Below are 17,190 nucleotides of genomic sequence, written 5' to 3'. Positions count from 1 at the left end.
AGGTTCAGGGTGACGCCTCACCAACGAGGCGCCGTTCTTTGAAAGGCGCGCCACGTCAGGCCGCGCCACCAGTCAGTAGCGGTCGTTACTGTGCGGCCGCCTTCGCCGCTTCCTTGACCTGAAGCTCGGCAAGCATCTGCTCGTCGGTCTTCATGATGCCGAAGTCGAGCAGCATGTCCTCGAGCTCCTCCATGGTGATCGGGGTGGGGATGGTGCCCTGGCCCGAATTGTTATGGATCTTCTCGGCCAGCGCCCTGTATTCCCCGGCCTGCTTGGAGTCCGGCGCATACTGGATCACAGACATCTTCCTGAGCTCGGCGTGCTGGACGATGTTGTCGCGCGGCACGAAGTGGATGAGCTTGGAATTGAGCCTGGAAGCCAGCGCTTCGGCGAGGTCGAGCTCGCGGTCGGTTTGGCGCTCGTTGCAGATCAGGCCGCCGAGCCGCACGCCACCCGAATGAGCGTATTTCAGGATACCCTTGGCAATGTTGTTGGCGGCATAGAGCGCCATCATCTCGCCGGACATGACGATGTAGATTTCCTGAGCCTTGTTCTCGCGGATCGGCATCGCGAAACCGCCGCACACTACATCCCCGAGCACGTCGTAGGAGACATAGTCGACATCGTCATAGGCGCCGTTCTCCTCGAGGAAGTTGATCGAGGTGATCACGCCGCGACCGGCGCAGCCGACACCCGGCTCGGGGCCGCCCGACTCCACGCATTTGATGCCTTTGTAGCCGACCTTGAGCACATCCTGGAGTTCGAGGTCTTCCACCGAACCTTCCTCTGCCGCGAGGTGCAGGACCGTATCCTGCGCCTTCGCGTTCAGGATCAGGCGGGTGGAGTCGGCTTTGGGGTCGCAGCCGACGATGAGGATTCTCTGCCCGAGGTCGACAAGGGCGGCGAGGGTATTTTGGGAGGTGGTGGACTTGCCGATGCCGCCCTTGCCGTAAAAGGCGATCTGACGCAAACCTGACATGTAGCTTTCCTTCCTTCGTTCCATTCATCGCGGCTGCCGCGACACGAATGCCGGTCGGGCAGCTGTCGCCGCCTCGCACTCAAGGTCTCAAGACTCGTGCCAATTTGGCTCGTCGAATCGAAGAATAAATTTGTGGTTGTTTTTCAGGTATTTAGCTTGAAGCCGCAGAAAGGATCGTCGGAACAAGCCGTGTAGCGGACCCGACAATGGCGACACAAAGCGTCGGATCGCGATCCCCAGTCACGCATTCGTTCGAACCGCATCATTGTGTTGAGGTGGGCGAACAGCATCTCGACCCTCTTGCGTTTTTGCGGGATGCTGCAAACTCTCCTGTTCCGGCGAGCTGACGTGCTTGGTCTCGCGTGCCCTCATCGACACTGCGCGGAATCTTGCGCCACGCTGGCATACCTGCGAGCCACCGCCATCAATTCGGGGCTGCGGGCGATCATCCGCAATATCATCAACCCAAGAGGCTCGGCTCACTTATTGGCGCAGGAGTTCAGTATCGGCGTCATCGCCTTCACATGTTCGTCGATCCGCTCGAGCACTTTCGCCGCGACAACGTCGCGCTCAGGCAGATGCAGTGCTCGTTGACGAGTTCGACGGTCTCGACCACTGCCTTCAGGACTGCCGGCTCCGGAAGCCTTGCACGGTTCGCGAATGCTTTCCATCGCGGTGCTGCTAGCGCCTTGAACGAGCGCTCCCCTCCAAGCGAAAGCGCCATGGCGTCGGCGGGAATATATGGCACGGTCGACAGAACGTCGTAGATCGGTGCAAGCACCGGCTTGTCGCCGTTGCCGGGATAAATCAAAGACCAGTTCTTCAGGTGCATGTCGCCATGGCCGGTGATGACCGTCAGCACCAGGCGGCGGACGCATTCGAGAGCCGCCGTAGGCGAGACGGCTACGCCAAGGGCCAAGGCTATGTCGTGATAAGCGGCCCCCTCATTTTTGCGCGAGGATAGACACCGAAGACCTGAGCGAAATCCTCGATGTGTATCCTCTCGCCATCGGCGCCGCGATCGAAGCGTTTGACGAGAAGGACCTTGCCCTCCGACAGCGTGTTGAATTCTTCGGGAACGCCCTCAAAATCGGACTTCTCGACCAGTTCGCATTCAGGAACCTCCATGCCGATCGCTGCAGCCAGCGCCAGGTTGGCGAATTCGTTCTCGGAAACGCCCGGAAACGCCGCCGAAGGGAACTTGGCGATGTACCGGCCCTGCTCGTCGTCCATCGGCAAGGTAAGGCCACCGCCTTTTCCAGTGTTCTTCATGACCGACAGCTTCATCTGCACGCCGGCAAGTGAGAACGTGCCTTGGGCTTATCTTTTGAAGCATCCTGCGAAAGCGCTATCGCGCCGTCACTGGGCAACGCCCGTACGGCTCCCGGCAGATCGGCGCCCAGCGCCGCTAAAAGATCGAAATCATTGCCTGGCCGGACATTGCCTTGGTGGTGCTTTTCCATCGCCTCGCGCAATTTCTCCTCCGGCAGGAGGTTCGCGAAGAAAGCGGGCAAGGCGCCCGCCAGAGGCTTCGGATCTTTCCGCAACCCCCCCGTCGCTGCCCGGAACGACAGGCTGAAAACCGGAAAGCCGCCCGTCGCGCGGTAGGCCTCATCGAAGTTGAATGCATTGAAATCGCCCGGCGTCCTAACGATTGTGCCGACCTTCAGTGCGTTCAAGAGCACGTCCAGCGACGGGATCGTCTTAGGTGCGCGAAAAACTGGAGCCATGATCGTCATCGTCAGGTTGAGGAACAAAAGCGGGTCGATCGTCATCATCATTCGGACGCAATAGAGCCTGGACAGCCGGCACCATGACTTGCGGAACCATCATCATTTCCAGACCGAGTGCGCGAGCGATATTCATGAGCGTCGTCGCACGCGCCGCTGCGGCTCCCTTTTCGATGTCGCGATAGCGGGGACGGGATATACCCGCCAAATCAGCGACCTGCTCCTGCGTCATGGCAGCGGCCAGCCTCGCCTGCCTGAAAAGCCGACCGATTTCGCGCAGAATTTCCGATTCAGATGCCATCATGATACCTATACGATCTATTCCAATGCGCGATGATACGCAAAGGTATCTCATTGCTCCGGTGAGTGCGATATGAGCCCAAGGAACCGGTGCGACCTGGGAGAGCAACTCGGCGGGAATATCGATGCCCTGGCTTCGGACATAATCGACAGCGCAGCTGAGATAGACGGTAAAGCGCGTAGGCTGTTGGCGGCCCGTTCAGTTCTGGCTGTCGGAAAGGCGCCCGAAGCCGGTTGCGAAGTTCGCCCTTGATCTCCGCCGCCCGGAGCTGCACGAGCATATGCGCACCGTGAAGTGACCAGCGCATCTGCTGCTTCTTGACCATACGTTTCCCGACGACTGAGTTCACCGCCGACTCGGCGAGAGTGGTGGCGACGGCGAAGCCCAGCCCGGTAGCGCTTTCCATCCTTTCTGACTCAGTAAGACTAGGCGCCCGCCGCCACGTGCGGGCGACGCCGGCATCAACCGACGGGCAGACGCGCTGAGGGCAACAAGCGCGCCTGACGCAACGCCGCCAGATCAGCCGAGCCGGTGCAGAAGCAGGCGACGGCCAACTGGCGGATGACGATCTCGAAATGCGCGACAACCGCCTCGGTGGATACCGTAGCCGCGCGCAGCACGCCGGCCGCCTGCCCGGCGATGTCCGCGCCCAGGCGGATGGCCTTGGCCACGTCGACGCCGTCGCGGATCCCGCCCGACGCGATCAGCTTCACCGTTGGCAGCGCCCGACGTACCGCCTGCACGCTGGCCGGGGTCGGAATCCCCCAATCGGCGAACGCCATCGCCACTGCACGGTCGGCGGCATCGCGGGCGCGCTCGCCCTCCACCGCGGCCCAACTGGTGCCGCCGGCGCCGGCGACATCGATCACCGCCACGCCCGCCTCGACGAGCGCACAGGCCACAGAGGCGGACAGGCCCGAGCCCACTTCCTTCGCCACGACCGGCACGCCCACGCTGCGTGCGGCGCGAGCGATCTGCGCCAGGACGCCGCGCCAGTCGCGGTCGCCCTCCGGCTGTACTGCTTCGTGCAGCGGATTGAGATGGACGATGAGTCCATCGGCCTCCAGCGCATCCACCGCCCGGCGCGCGAGGTCCAGGCCGTCGGCCTCGCACAGTTGCGCGGCGCCGATGTTGGCCAGCAAGGGAATGTCTGGGGCCAGGCGGCGCAGCGCGCGCGTCAGCCCCTGGGAGTTGCGGGATTGCAGGCTCACGCGTTGCGAACCGACACACATGGCGATCCCCAAGGCTTGCGCTGCCTCGCTCAGATGGCGGTTAATGGCCTCGGCGCGTGGCATGCCGCCGGTCATGGAGCTGATCAGCAGCGGCGCGCGCATGGTCTTGCCCAGCAGCGAGGCGCTGAGGTCGATCTGCGTCAGGTCCAACTCGGGCAATGCGCAGTGTTCGAAACGGATGTACTCCCAGCCGGCGGCCTTGGCCGGCGCCGTTCGCCGATCCAGCACGATGTCCAGGTGGTCGTCCTTGCGCCGGCTCAAGTTGGTGTCGCTGATGCTCGCTCCATCCGTCGCATTGGGCGACGGCGTTGCGTCGGATCGGACCGACGGCAGCGGGCGCAGGCCGCCGCCTCCCGCGCGTTCAGGCCGGCGCACGCTGGGCTCCCCCCGCAGCGTCGCTGCGGTAGCGGCTGGTTGAGGTCTGGTAGTAGTGCGCGCGGATGGCCAACATGGCCTCGATCAACGGTCCCCACGGCGCGGGAAAGCGTTCTTCCGCCATCACCCGGTGCAGCATGCGCGTATGGCCGGCCAGTTCGTCGTTGAGGAACTCCAGCACAGGCATAGCCGGATAGAGCTGCAGCAGCAGGATCGCCGCGTTGTCGGCCTCGCCGGCCGATCTATCCTTTTCGCGTCCATGCAGATCGTTCTGCAAGCGCCCTATCGCGGAGATGAGCCGCAGGACCTGGCGAAACGCCGGACCCGCGCGCAAGGTCGCCATGTCCAGTCCCCACAGCAACGACAGGCAACAGAACACGTTCGTGTAGGCGATCGAATCGATGCCGTTGTGCAGGTACTCGGCGTAGGACCAGCGTTCCGCCCCTGCCGCCTGCGCGTGTCCGGCGCGCAGCGCCGCGCAGTAGCACCGGGTATCGTCGAGAAGCTGAGCATAGTCGCGACGATCGTAGGCGAGCGCGGCCAGCGAAGCGCGCAGCACAGCGCAGCCCTCGAATCCGGGGAGCGCGCACGGCACGCCCTGCCCCAACGCCTGCTCCACCGCGGCGAGCTGCTCCGGCGCGATCAGGCCAAGGTCATTGCAATCGTCGAGCCAGAACAGCAGCGCCAGTTCGCGATAGAACGCCACGATCAGCGTTTCGTCCTGCGGATCGCGGCCGGTGCGGGCGCTGGTGTCGCGCAGGCTCGGGTGGATGCGCTGCAGGATGTACTGGCCGCCCCTGACCGCTTCCACGGCATGCTCGTCGGCGAACCCGGTCAGGGAACGCCCCCAGTCCAGCACCTGCTGCAGCGCGCGTTCGGTCTGGTTCATGGCGCCGCTCCTGCTCGCTCGGCCAGGACGCGCCGCCCCCAACGAAGCGCCAGCCACAACCCGGCGAGTTCGGCCACGCGCACCACCCGGGTGGGGCAATACAGTTCCTTGCCGATCCACAGCGGCGTCTGCGGCAATGCATGCGTCGCATGGCGGGCGAGCATCCACTCCAGCGCACGCGCCACCGCCTGCGCGATGCACCGGCGCCCTGTCGGCTCTTCGCTCCCGTCCATCACGTGCAACGCGAACAGCGCATAGGCGGTTTCCTCGAATGTGGACGCGCGACCGGCGCCCCAGCCGCCGTCGTCGCGCTGCGCCTGCATGAGCGCCGCCAGCGCGCGCTCGTCGCGCCACTGGGGCTTGCCTTGCGCCAGCGCAGCGACCGCATGCGCGGTGGGATACAGCCACGAAACGTGCCATTTTTCGTTGTCCCATAGACCGTGCGGGTTGCGATTGGCCTCGACGTAGGCGCTGGTGCCGGCGGCGGGCTTTCCCAATAGTCGCAACGCATGCAGGGCATGGATGTTGGTCGACACCGAGGCATTGCGCTCGCCGGGGAAGGTGACGAACAGCTCGCCGATTTCGAAATGGCGCAACGCATCGACGGCCGGGTCGCGGCCTGCAAGGCGCAGGACGCACATCGCAACGGCGGTATCGTCCGCATCGGCCGCGAAGTGCAAGGCCGGGCCCAGACCGCGCACGCCGAGGCGGGCGTCGAGCTGCGCGACGATCACTTGCACCGCCTCGGCGAGCGCGGGATGCGCGAACAGACCGGCCAGATGCAGGGTGTACAGCGACCAGCATGGCTCGAATACATTGATCGGCCAGACGTTGGGAAAGACACCTTCGATGCCGCTGCGCGTCGCCCGCGATGCCGCCTCCAAATACGCGTCGGCGCGCCCGACCTGCGGCGTGCTCCCCTGTGTCACGGCGTGCGCACGCCACGCGGCGGTGGCCGCCGGACTGATGCCGATGCTGCCGTCGTCATCCGGGCATGCGGTGGTCGGCGACGTCCCCCAGGCCTCCCAGGAGTGCAGCAACGGATGGCCGCTCGGCAACGTCGCCACCGCCCCCAGCTTGACAAGGCACGCTTGCCGCAACGGCAACAGCGCCGGGTGGCGCGGAAACGCCACGCCGCCCAGCAAGGATGCGGCCTCGCCGCACAACTGCGGCAGTATCAGCTCCGCGCCGATCGGCGCGTCTTCCGGCACCGCATGCGCGTAGGGATCGGGCTGGCGCTCGAGGAACCGGGTTGCAGCCTGGACTGCGTCGGCAGCGCCGGGAAGAGGATCGGCACGCTGCAATGCCAGCAACGCCGCCCACGTGGGCGCATGGCGGAACAGCGGGAAGTCCGCACTTCCCCATCCGCCATCGGCCTCTTGCTGCGCGATGAGCCACGCGTATGCGTCCTGCCGACCGGTGACGTTGCCGTGGAACTGCAGAGCTCGCGCCGTGTCGTAGACGGACGGACCGACGCTGCCGCCGTCGCTCATCTCGCTCAGCAGGTGGCGCAATTCGGAAAGGATCTGTTCGGACAGCGCGTTCACGCGGGATGTTCCTTCTGCAGACGGTTGACGAGAACCAGGATCGGCAGACGCCGCGCACATCGCCGCGGACTCGGGCACAGTGCAGCATGCACCGCTGCCGCCGGCCGATCGCAGCGGCACAGGGGCAACTCCATGTGGACGGGCGTGCTCATGCGCATGGCGCGTGCTTGAACAGATACCCGTTGGCCCGCTGCAGTATCTGCGCCAACCGCTCCGCACGCGGCCCCAACGGGGCGATGGCTTCCCCGGCGTCGCGCAACAAATCCAGCGCGAACTGGCGCGCTGCCTGCAGCCCCATGATCGACGCGCAGGTCGGCTTCTGCGCCGCCGCGTCCTTGCCGGGGGTCTTGCCCAGCGTCGCGGTATCCGCTGTCGCGTCGAGAATGTCGTCGACCACCTGCAACGCCAGGCCGAAACAGGCGGTGTAGCGATCGAGCGCACAGTACAGCCCAGCGTGCGCGGCATCCTCCGCGATGGCGCATAGCGCGCCCATGCGAACGGACGCGCGCACTAGCGCTCCGCTCTTCATCCGGTGCATCGCCACGATCCTGTCCAGCTCGACGTGCTTTCCGACCAGCGACAGATCCATGGCCTGCCCGCCTGCGGCACCCTCGGCGGACACGGCCTGCGCCAGTTCGCGCACGAGCGCGATACGGTTGTCGCCCGGCGCATCGAGGCTCGCCAGGGTCAGGAAGGCGTGCGCCTGCAGCGCATCGCCGACCAGGATCGCAGTGGCTTCGCCGAACTTGACGTGCACGGTCGGAAGGCCGCGGCGAAGCACGTCGTCGTCCATCGCGGGCAGGTCGTCGTGGACCAGGGTACAGGCGTGCATCATCTCGATGGCGGCGCCGACGTCGTCGAGCATGTGCGCCGGCGTGTCGGCCAGTGCGCCGGCAGCCAGACAGAGCAAGGCGCGGGTGCGCTTCCCGCCATGCAAGGTGGCGTAGCGCATCGCCGCCATCAGCTCTGTCTCACCGTCGTCTTCGGCGCAGAGAAGACGCGCCAGCGCCTGTTCGACCCGCTTTGCGCCGTCCTGCATCCAGATCTCCGGCAGCAGCCTGCCGGATGCGCCGCGCGCCTGCGCGCCCAATCCGCCGAGCGCGGAAACGCCAGTTCGGTCGTCGTGTAGCGTGGAACCGGTCTGCATGTTGTTCATGTCCTTGTACCTGACACGAGATGGCCACGGCGAGCGCCAAGCCGCCGCGGTGTTGCCGGCGTCGCACCGAGCGCGCGCGCCGAGTGCAGCAATGCCGCGCGTCGCCGGCGCCGCTGCCTCGCCACACGGGGCGTGCGATGCCAGCTCATGAGAAGCCTATGCGGATTGCCATGGACGGATGTGCGGTCGGGTAATAGCGCCGGCCTTTTTCGACGCCGCTCAGCAACCGCGGCCGCACCCCGGCCTTGTGCATGGTCAGCGCCAAGGCGATGCAGAACTGCACCATTTCCAGCCATACCAGGTGGTAGCCGATGCAGACGTGTGGGCCGGTACCGAACTGCAGCATGTCCACCGGCCGGATCGGCTCCGTGCGTTGCAGCCACCGCGCCAGGCGGAACTGATCAGGCGCCTCGTGCAGCAGCGCCGAGGTGGAGAAATGCAGCAGCGGGATGCACAGATGGGTGCCTGCTGGAATGCGCCGTTGGCCGAGTTGCAATTCCTGCAGGGCGCGACGCGGCAGGAGCGTGGTCGCCGGATGCAGGCGCAGCGTCTCGCGGAACAGCGCCTCGGCGACCGGACACTCCGCCAGGTCCGCGTGACGGGTCGGCACCGCGCCCACGCGTTGCGCCTCCTCGACCAGGGCGTCCCACATCACAGGCTGCCGCGCCAGCTCGATCACCATCCAGGCCATCGTCGAGGCAGTGGTGTCGTGACCGGCAAGCAGCAGCAAGCGGATATTGGCGACCAGGACGTCATCGGAAAGCGCATCGTCGCTGCGGTCGAAGGCGCTCACCATGTCGTTGATCAACCCAGTGCGCGCGGCATGCGCGCGCGCGTCGCGGACGAACTGGCGCAACTGCGCGTCGATCCAGTCGCGGGCGGCGCGGCCTCGCCGCAAGGGCAGTCCGGGCAGGTCGACCGGGGGCGCGACGATCAACTGCAGCAGTTGCCGGTATTTGCGATGCCATCCCGGCAGGTCCTGCGCGGGGATTCCCATGAGGCTGAAGATGAGCTTGAGCATCAGGTCGCCGGTTTCGCGCAGGATGGTTACCTCGCCGCAGTCGCGCCACGCCTGCACCCGCGCCCAGATGACGGGCGCGAACAGGTCGCCGATGCCGGCCTCGGTCAGCCCCTTGGGCAGGAACGCCGCCTTGATCGCATCGCGCGCCTGCCGGTGCGCGCCGCCGTCCTGGGCAACCAACGTTCCGCCAAGCAATTCGGGCGCGATCTCTTCGATCAGCGCCGAGGACACGTCCTTGTGCCGGAGCAGTGCGAACGCATCCGGATGCACGCAGGTCATCAGGTGTCCGGCAGGGCCGAAATCCAGCCAGAAGTGGCTGCCCAGCGTCCGTTCCGCGCGCCGCAGCAGGCGCGGCAGGTCGCAGACGATGGCGGGAAGATGCCCGACCAGGGGGAAAGCGCCGGGCATGACCGGGATGTCGTATCGCAGCCGGTGCCGACGGTTGAGCGGGTTGAGCAGCATGTCCATCAGCAGCGCGCCGCCGCGGCCGCTTCGGCGGTGTCGCCGGCAGGCCGCGCGGTGCAGCTGTTGCCACCGTCGGCGTACGTCGGCACATGCGCCAGCATGCCGCCGTCGATGCACACGACCTGGCCAGTGATGAACGCAGCATCGTCGGAGAGCAGGAACGCCACGAGCGCGGCCACGTCCTCGGGGCGGCCGACGCGCTGCAGGAGCTGGTGCCGGCGCAGATGCCGTTGCGTGCACTCGTCCAGCTTGGCGAGGAGACGCTCCGTCATGATAAGACCCGGCGCAACCGCGTTGCAGCGGATCTGCGCGTGACCGTACTGGGTGGCGAGCGAGGCCGACAGCATGTTCATCGCCGCCTTCGACGCGGCGTAGGACGTCTGCGCGGTGTCACCGCTGAGCCCCTGGCACGACGACATGTTGACGATCGCGCCACCGCCGCGGGCGATCATCCGTGGGATGGCCTGCCGGCAGCAGAGCAGCGTGCCGCGCAGATTCGTCGCCATGGTCTGGTCCCAGACTGCCAGGTCCAGGTCGAGGATCGCGCGGTCGCGCGGGGTCAGATGCATGGCGCTCGCATTGTTCACCAGCAGGTCGACCCCCCCGAAGTGCCGCTCCGCCGTCTCGAACAGCGCTGCCACCGCCTGGTCATCGGCGATATCCATGGCTATGGGCAGCGCGTGGCCTGCTTCGGCCGCGATCTGCGCGGTGCAGGCGATGGCCGCCGAGCCATCAATGTCGGCCACCACCACTCTGCCGCCCCCGCGCGCGATGGCGAGAGCGCATGCCTTGCCGATGCCGGCGCCGGCGCCGGTCACCACGGCCACCTTGCCTTCAAACTGTCCCATCGTGCCTCCTGAATTGCATTGGTCTTTCGCGGCATGCCGCTGGGCCTGCGCCGGAGAAGGCGCAGGGTCGGCGCTGGCGCGCTCGTTATGGCCGGCGTCGCTTTCGATGACCCGAATGGCGGCGACCGGGCACTGGTTGGCCGCAAGCCGCACGGCGGCGTGCAGCGCCTGCGGGACCGTCGCCACGCACACTTCGGCCACGCCGTCCGGTTCGCGCTGGCGAAAGGTGCCCGGCAGCGTCAGCACGCACTGCCCGGTAGTTCCGCACAGATCCTGATCGACCACGACGCGCATCTCAGCCCTCCTGCCCATGCAGCCGCACCGGCAGCGCGCGGAACGTCCTAAGGAACGCGGAGGGCTCCCGGGTCGGCTGCTCGGCCAATGCCAGCGTGGGGAAGCGCGCCTGGATCCGCGGCAGACTTTCGGCCAACTGCACCCGGGCCAGTTGCGCACCAAGGCAGAAGTGGATGCCGTGGCCGAAGGTCAGCATGATCTTCCCGTCGATCGACATGCCAGGACTGGTGCCGTAGAACCGCACGGGATCGAAGCGATCGGGATCGGCGAAGGCGTCCGGGTCGCGATTGCCGGCCGCGATGAGCACGCGCACGTCCGCGTTCTTCGGGATCACCACGCCGCCCAGTTCGATGTCGCGCTGGGCGATACGCGGAATGGAGCTGAACATGGCGGGCGCGTCGTAGCGCAGGGCTTCTTCGACGAATGCCTTCACCCCCACGGCATCTCCCTTCAGCCAGTGCCGCTGTTCGGGATATGCCAGCATCGCCAGGACCGCATGGTCGATGGCCGCGGCAGTGGTGGCGAAGCCGCCCAGCAGCATGCCCCACAGCATGCTGATCAACTCCGCATCCGACAGCATGTCGGCATCGTCGTCGTGTGCGCCGACCAGCATTGACACGATGTCGTGGCGGGAATCGGTGCGCTTGCGCTGTATGAGGTCGCCGAAGTAGGCCTGCACCCTGGCGCTGGCCGCGTCCGCCGCGGCGAGCTGGGGATCGCTGGCGTGCGGGCTCAGGCCTTCCAGAATGGCGCTGATGCCGGCGACGAGCCCGAACATGTCGTCCTGGGGCATGCCGAACAGTTCGCCGAAAACCAGCATGGGCAAGGCCAGCGCGAATTCCCGATGCAGGTCCACCGCCTCCCCGCGCTCCAGCGCGGGCGCCATGCCGTCCAGGCGCGCTGCGACGATGCGAGCGATGGTCGGCCTCAGGCTGTCGATCTGGCCCATGGTGAAATCGCGCGAGATCAGCCGGCGCAGACGCGTATGCGTCGGTGGTTCCTTCATCGCTAGCGTGGACGCCAGCAGATTGAGTGACAGGCTGGTCGCCGCACGCGGGAAATAGCGCGCCAGTTCGCCTGGTGCCGGCCCCCGAAAAGCATCGCCCGTTGCCTTGAGCGCCGAGTAGATGTCGGCGTGGCGGCTCAACAGAAAGAGGCCCGACGCCGCGCGATGTACCGGATCGTGCTCGCGCAACCACCGCATGAATGGGTACGGATCCTGAATGCACCCTGGCGACGCCAGTTCGGCGAAGGCGTCCCGGCATGCTGCCGTGGTTTCTTGCACGTCCATCTTGGTCACCTGTTGGCTGGCTGATCTGATCGGCGCGCGGCAGGCGCGCCGGCAAATTCGGAGAACATCGCGATTCCTGGTGGCATCCGCGCATCACCAGAGCACCGGGAACTCCTCGAACCCGCCAGTGATGATCTCCTTGCGCAACTTCAGTTCTTCGGGCGCCACGGCCAGGCGCAGCGCGGGAAAGCGCTGGAAGATCGAACCGAACACCGCCTTGAGTTCCAGCCTGGCCAGCGCCAAGCCCACGCAGTTGTGGGGCCCGTAGGAGAACGCAAGGTGCGGATTTTCGTCACGTCCGATGTCGAAGATTTCCGGGTCGTCGAAATGGCGCGGATCGAAGGACGTCGCCGGCAGGCCGACCAGCACCTTGCTCTCCGCGGGAACATGCACGCCCGCGATGGTCACGTCGGTCCTCGGATAGCGCATGATGCCGTCCCAGCCCGCGCCCGGCGGGTACATGCGCAGGATTTCCTCCACCGCCTTATCCACCAGGGATGGATCGCCGACCAGGCGTTCGCGCTGTTGCGGATGGCGGAACATGGCCAGCAGGCCGAATTCGATCTGCGCGACGGTGCTCTCGTGCCCCGCCACCAGCATGCCCGCCGCCAGGCCGATCGCCTCTTCCTCGGTCGCCTTGCCCTGGTCGACCGCCGCGAGCAGATCCGTCAGCAGGTTGTCGCCCGGATCCTGGCGCTTGTCCCGCATCTTGCCGCGAATGTAGGCGCGCAGTTCTTCCCAGGCCAGGCGCGACGCGCTGCGCGGGCCGCTTTCATGCTGGTGCGTCATCACTTCGTCGGACAGCCCGGCGAAAAAGGCGTGATCCTCGTAGAGCACGCCCATCAGCGCGCTGATGACCATGGCCGGAAGTGGAAAGGAGAGGTGGCGCCGCAGGTCGGCGGGCTGGGGCTGGGCCGCCAGTGTCTCGAACAACTGCGCGGCGATCACCTCGACTTGCTGCGCGAGCAGCTTCACCCTGCGGTTGCTGAAGGCCGGCGCCACGATCGTGCGTAACCGGGCATGCTCGCCCCCCTCGTGCGAGACCAACCACCCCGGCGATCCGAGAATCACCGAATCCGGGGTGAATGTCGCCGGCGGCATTCCCGAGGGCCGGAACGCCGCGTCGGACAGCACCGCCTTGGCTTCATCGTAGCCTGTCACCCACCAGCCTTCGTGCCCGGACGGGAAGCGCACGCGGTGGATCGGACCGTTGGCGCGTTGCGCCAACATCTCGGGCGAGGGCTCGATGTGATCGACGCGCCACATCGGCAGCGTCGGCAAGGGTTGTTCGGACATGGTGGCACTTGATCTCTAAGCGATGGAAGGGCGGGAGGTGACCGGCAGGCGCTGCGGGCAGCGAATGGCTTAGGAAGGCATGTAGACGACGTCCTCCGCAGCGTAGCCCGATTCGATTATCAAGGTCGGCCAACGTGTAACTGCCTAGGCATACCGCGGGGCGAGATGCAGAACGTTATCCTGCGCCTTCGAGTTCAGGATAAAGGCGAGTGTGGCGGGCCTTTGAGTCGCAGCCGGCCATCAAGATTTCCTGCGCAAGGGTCGACAAGGGCGGCGAGCCTGTTTGGTAGGGGGCGGTTTCGCCGAGGCCCCCTTCCCATAGAATGCTATCTGATGCGGATTTGACATTTTGCTTTTCTTTCTTCGTTCCATCGATCGCGGTGCCATCCACGAAAGGAAGGTCGGTCGGCAGCTCCCGGCCCGCAACGAAGGAGCTTCAAAACTCGTGCCAATTTGGCCGACCCAGCAGAAGAAAAAAATTGTGATTGCTTTTCACCGGGTTAGCCTGAGGCCAGACAAGAGCTCGGCAAAATAGGCCGGTGTCGCGGGCCAACAAAGGGGACAGAACCGTGTCGGATAGTACGCCTCGGCGACCTTTAGGTCGGGCTTGCGACATTCTGGTCCAGTTTCGAACATAAGAGGGTGGCAAATAGACACGATTGGGGAATTCGATCCTCACGGAGTCAGGCGCTTGCCGAAGCGCGCGCTCATGGTTGCTGCGACAGGCGCATGTTCGCGAAAGCCGAGCCTGCGCACGCAGGAACACGTTTGCGGCAGACGCTACGAAATCGCTGCAGTGCTCGCCGGTGTGAGGTAGGGCATCGGCTCGGCTTTCGGTTCGTCTTTGTCCAGCCGGTGCGGAAGCGCCGCATATCCGCACCATACAGCACCCTTGTCGAGCGTGCTGACGAGGCGGTTATAGGGCGCGCCCGGTCTTGAAGACACGGTCCTCCCAAGAAAAAGGATCGCTCCAAAAGCATCTCTATTTGAAATGGCACGCCGCTTGCGGCTCCTGGTCAGAGCCCATCAAAACACGATGAAAGCGACTTGCGCCATGCCCGACACGCGAAGCTCTAGACCGTGGCCTGAGGAGACGGTGCCTGTTCCCGCTGAACATCGGTACATCATCTCCTTCGGAGGTCCCTCCTCGGTAGCCGCTTTGCGCACGGCTGGTCCGATGCCGGCACGCCAACACATGGCGCTCGCGCAATTGCCGTCTACCGGTTCTGATCAGCATGTGAGTGCCCAACAGCCCCATCAAAGAGCCACCGAAGCCAAGGTCGGCGGGTCACTGGCAAACTTCGACAATACGCCGAACCAGCTCAGTAACGCGGGTCTCTTGCGTGAAGTCACATTTGAGGCCTCCACACGCGTTCGATATTGGCTACTTCGGGCCCGCTATCACTTTGTCCCGGGCACGAGCGCGAGCGATGGATGCCGCTTCCGGCGCCATAGCCGTGGAAAGATTGCCCCAGCGGCTCGACAGCCTCCACTTGCTCAGATCGATGGCGTTCGGGTGACGAAGACCAGCAGCCAAGACGTTCCCCTACATCGGGATGGAAAAAGGAGGGTGCGAGCCGCGAGGGCCTCATTTCATGCCCGGCATACGAGCCTTTGCTCGGTATTGCGCCAGCCTCTGCCAGAATCCGGCGCGCCAGTTTTTTCCTGAGGAGCAAGTTGATGACCGTTCAAAAGAAGGTTCCCTTCGTCACCTTTCTCACGCGTGTTCGCGATGAGTCAGTCCAGGGCCCAAATCCATATCGCTGGGAAGAAAAGACATCTGACGACTACTTTGCCGGCAAGCGCGTCATCCTGTTCTCGCTGCCTGGCGCCTTCACTCCGACCTGCTCGACCTACCAACTGCCCAATTTCGAAGAGCTCTATGATGAGTTTGAGAAGGAGGGAATTGACGCGATTTACTGCGTCTCCGTCAACGATGCCTTCGTCATGAATGCGTGGGGGAAGTCCTTGGGCCTGCAGAAGGTCGAGCTCATCCCCGATGGCTCAGGCGAGTTCACACGCAAGATGGGCATGCTGGTCGCAAAGGACAATCTCGGCTTCGGGATGCGCTCCTGGCGCTACGCCGCCCTGATCAACAATGGCGTGGTGGAGCAGTGGTTCGAGGAGGAAGGTTTCTCCGACAACTGCGAGGCCGACCCCTATGGCGTCTCATCCCCCCAAAACGTTCTCGAAACGCTGAAAGCCGCCGCATGACCTAGAAAACGTCTCACTGGTGCCATTGCCCGCCCCAAGAGGCTCTCTCGACAGGATTATCGCGCTCACCATGCAATCCTCAGCAAGCCTGCTTCAGCGCCAGAAGCAATCCATGGTCGCATCGCCTCAACTCATTGAGTCGATTCGCTTGCTGCAACTGGCGCATACTGAACTGCATCAGTTCGTGGAGCGGGAAATCGAGAAGAACCCGCTCTTGGAATCTGCGTCAAACGATGGCGGGCCTTTTGGCGATGTTTCGATTTCGGGAGCGGATCAGCCTGTCGGCCCTGGCGCAAACGCCGTTGAAGGACCGACCGGGGCAGGGTCGCCTGAACGGCTCGGGCAATGGAAATCACTTGGCAACACGACCAACAACCCGCCGGGCAATGGCCCTTCCCTCGACGAGTTTGCCACCCTCGCCGAAACATTGCACGACCATGTCGCTCGTCAGATCGCCCTCACTGCGTTCACACCACAGGAGCGGCTGATCGCTGGCCAGCTTGCCGCCGATCTGGAAGACACTGGCTATATTCGGGCAAACCTTTTGGAGCTGGCCGAGAGCCTGAATGTCCGTGAGGCTGTTGTGGAACGGGTTCTCGGAACCTTGCAGCAATTTGATCCACCGGGAGTTTTTGCGCGAAGTCTCAGAGAATGCCTCGAGATCCAGTTGCGCCAGCGAAACCGGCTCGACCCGGCAATGGCAGCTTTGGTTGCCCATCTTGAAAAGCTTGCGCGACGGGATTTTGAGGCACTGAAGCAGCATTGCGGCGTCGATGAAGAAGACCTTCTCGACATGATGCATGAGATTCGGGCGCTCGATCCCAAGCCTGGGAACCGATTCCAATCCGGTGCGTCTGAATCAATCATACCCGATGTCTGGGTCACGCCCTCACCGCAAGGCGGGTGGCAGATCGAACTTGATCCCGCCACGCTGCCAAAGCTGCTGATCAACCAAAGCTACTATGCCGAAGTCTCGCGTCAAACTGCCCAAAATTCGAAAGATCAAGCATTTCTCGACGAATGCTTGCAAAACGCGAACTGGCTAATCCGCAGCCTCGATCAGCGCGCCAAGACCATTGTTAAGGTTGCGGCTGAAATCGTGCGTCAGCAGGATGCCTTTTTGGAACATGGCGTCGCCCACCTGCGGCCTCTCAATCTTAGAACCGTCGCTGACGCGATCGGCGTGCACGAGTCGACGGTCAGCCGGGTGACCTCGAACAAGTACATGCTTACCCCGCGCGGAGTCTTTGAACTGAAGTATTTTTTCACCGTCGCGATCGCGTCCTGCCAAGGCGGCGATGCGCACTCCGCCGAAGCTGTCCGGCATCGGATCAAAGCGATCATTGCCGCAGAATCTCCCGGCGACGTGCTTTCCGATGAGGACATCGCTGTCCGGCTGAAGGAAACCGGCATCGATGTTGCGCGCCGCACCGTCACAAAATATCGCGAAGCAATGAACATCCCCTCCTCCGTGCAACGCCGCCGGGAAATGCGCTTGTGTTTTTAGATTTGGGTCAAGGCAGCCAACATCACGTTGCATTGCATCAAAGTG

Annotated in this window: 14 protein-coding genes and 2 pseudogenes; 2 read left to right on the top strand and 14 right to left on the bottom strand. The window is 64.5% G+C overall.

The genetic code is table 11. From position 1 onward, the window contains the following. Positions 1 to 85: 85 nt before the first annotated feature. The 14 genes and pseudogenes from nifH to NKH99_RS22800 form a co-directional block, all read right to left on the bottom strand. The gene (gene nifH / locus NKH99_RS22865; protein WP_352571098.1) at positions 86 to 979 is read right to left on the bottom strand and encodes a nitrogenase iron protein; all 894 of its coding nucleotides are present in this window, start codon (positions 977 to 979) and stop codon (positions 86 to 88) included. 479 nt (positions 980 to 1,458) lie between these two features. After that, positions 1,459 to 2,709 (bottom strand): annotated as a pseudogene (locus NKH99_RS22860) (type II toxin-antitoxin system HipA family toxin). After that, positions 2,684 to 3,010: a helix-turn-helix domain-containing protein gene (locus NKH99_RS22855; RefSeq protein WP_352798341.1), complete on the bottom strand. Its 327-nt coding sequence runs from the start codon at positions 3,008 to 3,010 to the stop codon at positions 2,684 to 2,686. The pseudogene NKH99_RS22860 and the gene NKH99_RS22855 overlap by 26 nt, the downstream one beginning before the upstream one ends. A gap of 461 nt (positions 3,011 to 3,471) precedes the next feature. Next, positions 3,472 to 4,575 (bottom strand): type 2 isopentenyl-diphosphate Delta-isomerase, encoded by a 1,104-nt coding sequence (gene fni, locus NKH99_RS22850; RefSeq protein ID WP_502900100.1) that lies wholly within the window; start codon positions 4,573 to 4,575, stop codon positions 3,472 to 3,474. 28 nt (positions 4,576 to 4,603) lie between these two features. Further along, positions 4,604 to 5,506, bottom strand: coding sequence for a terpene synthase family protein (locus NKH99_RS22845; protein WP_353015670.1), 903 nt, complete (start codon positions 5,504 to 5,506; stop codon positions 4,604 to 4,606). Continuing rightward, positions 5,503 to 7,053, bottom strand: coding sequence for a hypothetical protein (locus tag NKH99_RS22840; RefSeq protein ID WP_353015669.1), 1,551 nt, complete (start codon positions 7,051 to 7,053; stop codon positions 5,503 to 5,505). Before NKH99_RS22840 ends, NKH99_RS22845 begins: the two co-directional genes overlap by 4 nt. Before the next feature lie 148 nt (positions 7,054 to 7,201). Further along, positions 7,202 to 8,200, bottom strand: coding sequence for a polyprenyl synthetase family protein (locus NKH99_RS22835; RefSeq protein ID WP_353015727.1), 999 nt, complete (start codon positions 8,198 to 8,200; stop codon positions 7,202 to 7,204). Positions 8,201 to 8,354: 154 nt separating this feature from the next. After that, positions 8,355 to 9,698 (bottom strand): cytochrome P450, encoded by a 1,344-nt coding sequence (locus NKH99_RS22830; RefSeq protein ID WP_353015666.1) that lies wholly within the window; start codon positions 9,696 to 9,698, stop codon positions 8,355 to 8,357. Next, the gene (locus NKH99_RS22825; RefSeq protein WP_353015725.1) at positions 9,698 to 10,543 is read right to left on the bottom strand and encodes an SDR family oxidoreductase; all 846 of its coding nucleotides are present in this window, start codon (positions 10,541 to 10,543) and stop codon (positions 9,698 to 9,700) included. Before NKH99_RS22825 ends, NKH99_RS22830 begins: the two co-directional genes overlap by 1 nt. A gap of 168 nt (positions 10,544 to 10,711) precedes the next feature. After that, positions 10,712 to 10,837: pseudogene (locus NKH99_RS32780) on the bottom strand (ferredoxin); the annotation flags it as partial. A gap of 1 nt (position 10,838) precedes the next feature. After that, complete coding sequence (locus tag NKH99_RS22815; protein ID WP_353015664.1) at positions 10,839 to 12,128, bottom strand: cytochrome P450; 1,290 nt, start codon at positions 12,126 to 12,128, stop codon at positions 10,839 to 10,841. Positions 12,129 to 12,221: 93 nt separating this feature from the next. Beyond that, complete coding sequence (locus NKH99_RS22810) at positions 12,222 to 13,424, bottom strand: cytochrome P450 (protein ID WP_353015661.1); 1,203 nt, start codon at positions 13,422 to 13,424, stop codon at positions 12,222 to 12,224. A gap of 175 nt (positions 13,425 to 13,599) precedes the next feature. Next, positions 13,600 to 13,815, bottom strand: a complete 216-nt coding sequence (locus NKH99_RS22805; RefSeq protein WP_353015659.1) for a hypothetical protein — start codon at positions 13,813 to 13,815, stop codon at positions 13,600 to 13,602. A 389-nt stretch (positions 13,816 to 14,204) separates the two neighbouring features. Continuing rightward, a complete protein-coding gene (locus NKH99_RS22800; RefSeq protein WP_352565982.1) occupies positions 14,205 to 14,369 on the bottom strand; it encodes a hypothetical protein in 165 nt (54 codons plus the stop codon). A 735-nt stretch (positions 14,370 to 15,104) separates the two neighbouring features. On the opposite strand from NKH99_RS22800, the gene NKH99_RS22795 reads away from it, so the two are divergent. Both NKH99_RS22795 and rpoN read left to right on the top strand, forming a co-directional pair. After that, positions 15,105 to 15,638 (top strand): peroxiredoxin, encoded by a 534-nt coding sequence (locus NKH99_RS22795; protein ID WP_352466644.1) that lies wholly within the window; start codon positions 15,105 to 15,107, stop codon positions 15,636 to 15,638. 70 nt (positions 15,639 to 15,708) lie between these two features. After that, positions 15,709 to 17,145: an RNA polymerase factor sigma-54 gene (rpoN, locus tag NKH99_RS22790; RefSeq protein WP_353015656.1), complete on the top strand. Its 1,437-nt coding sequence runs from the start codon at positions 15,709 to 15,711 to the stop codon at positions 17,143 to 17,145. Positions 17,146 to 17,190: the final 45 nt, after the last annotated feature.

The organism is Mesorhizobium sp. M0854, assembly GCF_040319815.1.
In the GTDB taxonomy this organism is placed as follows: domain Bacteria; phylum Pseudomonadota; class Alphaproteobacteria; order Rhizobiales; family Rhizobiaceae; genus Mesorhizobium.
Note: the sequence above shows the minus strand (reverse complement) of the source record. Positions and strands in the feature narration are given on the sequence as shown.

Bases quoted from the DNA above. Each gene is read 5' to 3' on its own strand.
- NKH99_RS22810 (WP_353015661.1), bottom strand. From the start codon at position 13,424: ATGTCCGAACAACCCTTGCCGACGCTGCCGATGTGGCGCGTCGATCAC.
- nifH (WP_352571098.1), bottom strand. From the start codon at position 979: ATGTCAGGTTTGCGTCAGATCGCCTTTTACGGCAAGGGCGGCATCGGC.
- NKH99_RS22815 (WP_353015664.1), bottom strand. From the start codon at position 12,128: ATGGACGTGCAAGAAACCACGGCAGCATGCCGGGACGCCTTCGCCGAA.
- NKH99_RS22825 (WP_353015725.1), bottom strand. From the start codon at position 10,543: ATGGGACAGTTTGAAGGCAAGGTGGCCGTGGTGACCGGCGCCGGCGCC.
- NKH99_RS22830 (WP_353015666.1), bottom strand. From the start codon at position 9,698: ATGGACATGCTGCTCAACCCGCTCAACCGTCGGCACCGGCTGCGATAC.
- NKH99_RS22845 (WP_353015670.1), bottom strand. From the start codon at position 5,506: ATGAACCAGACCGAACGCGCGCTGCAGCAGGTGCTGGACTGGGGGCGT.
- NKH99_RS22835 (WP_353015727.1), bottom strand. From the start codon at position 8,200: ATGCAGACCGGTTCCACGCTACACGACGACCGAACTGGCGTTTCCGCG.
- NKH99_RS22795 (WP_352466644.1), top strand. From the start codon at position 15,105: ATGACCGTTCAAAAGAAGGTTCCCTTCGTCACCTTTCTCACGCGTGTT.
- NKH99_RS22855 (WP_352798341.1), bottom strand. From the start codon at position 3,010: ATGGCATCTGAATCGGAAATTCTGCGCGAAATCGGTCGGCTTTTCAGG.
- rpoN (WP_353015656.1), top strand. From the start codon at position 15,709: ATGCAATCCTCAGCAAGCCTGCTTCAGCGCCAGAAGCAATCCATGGTC.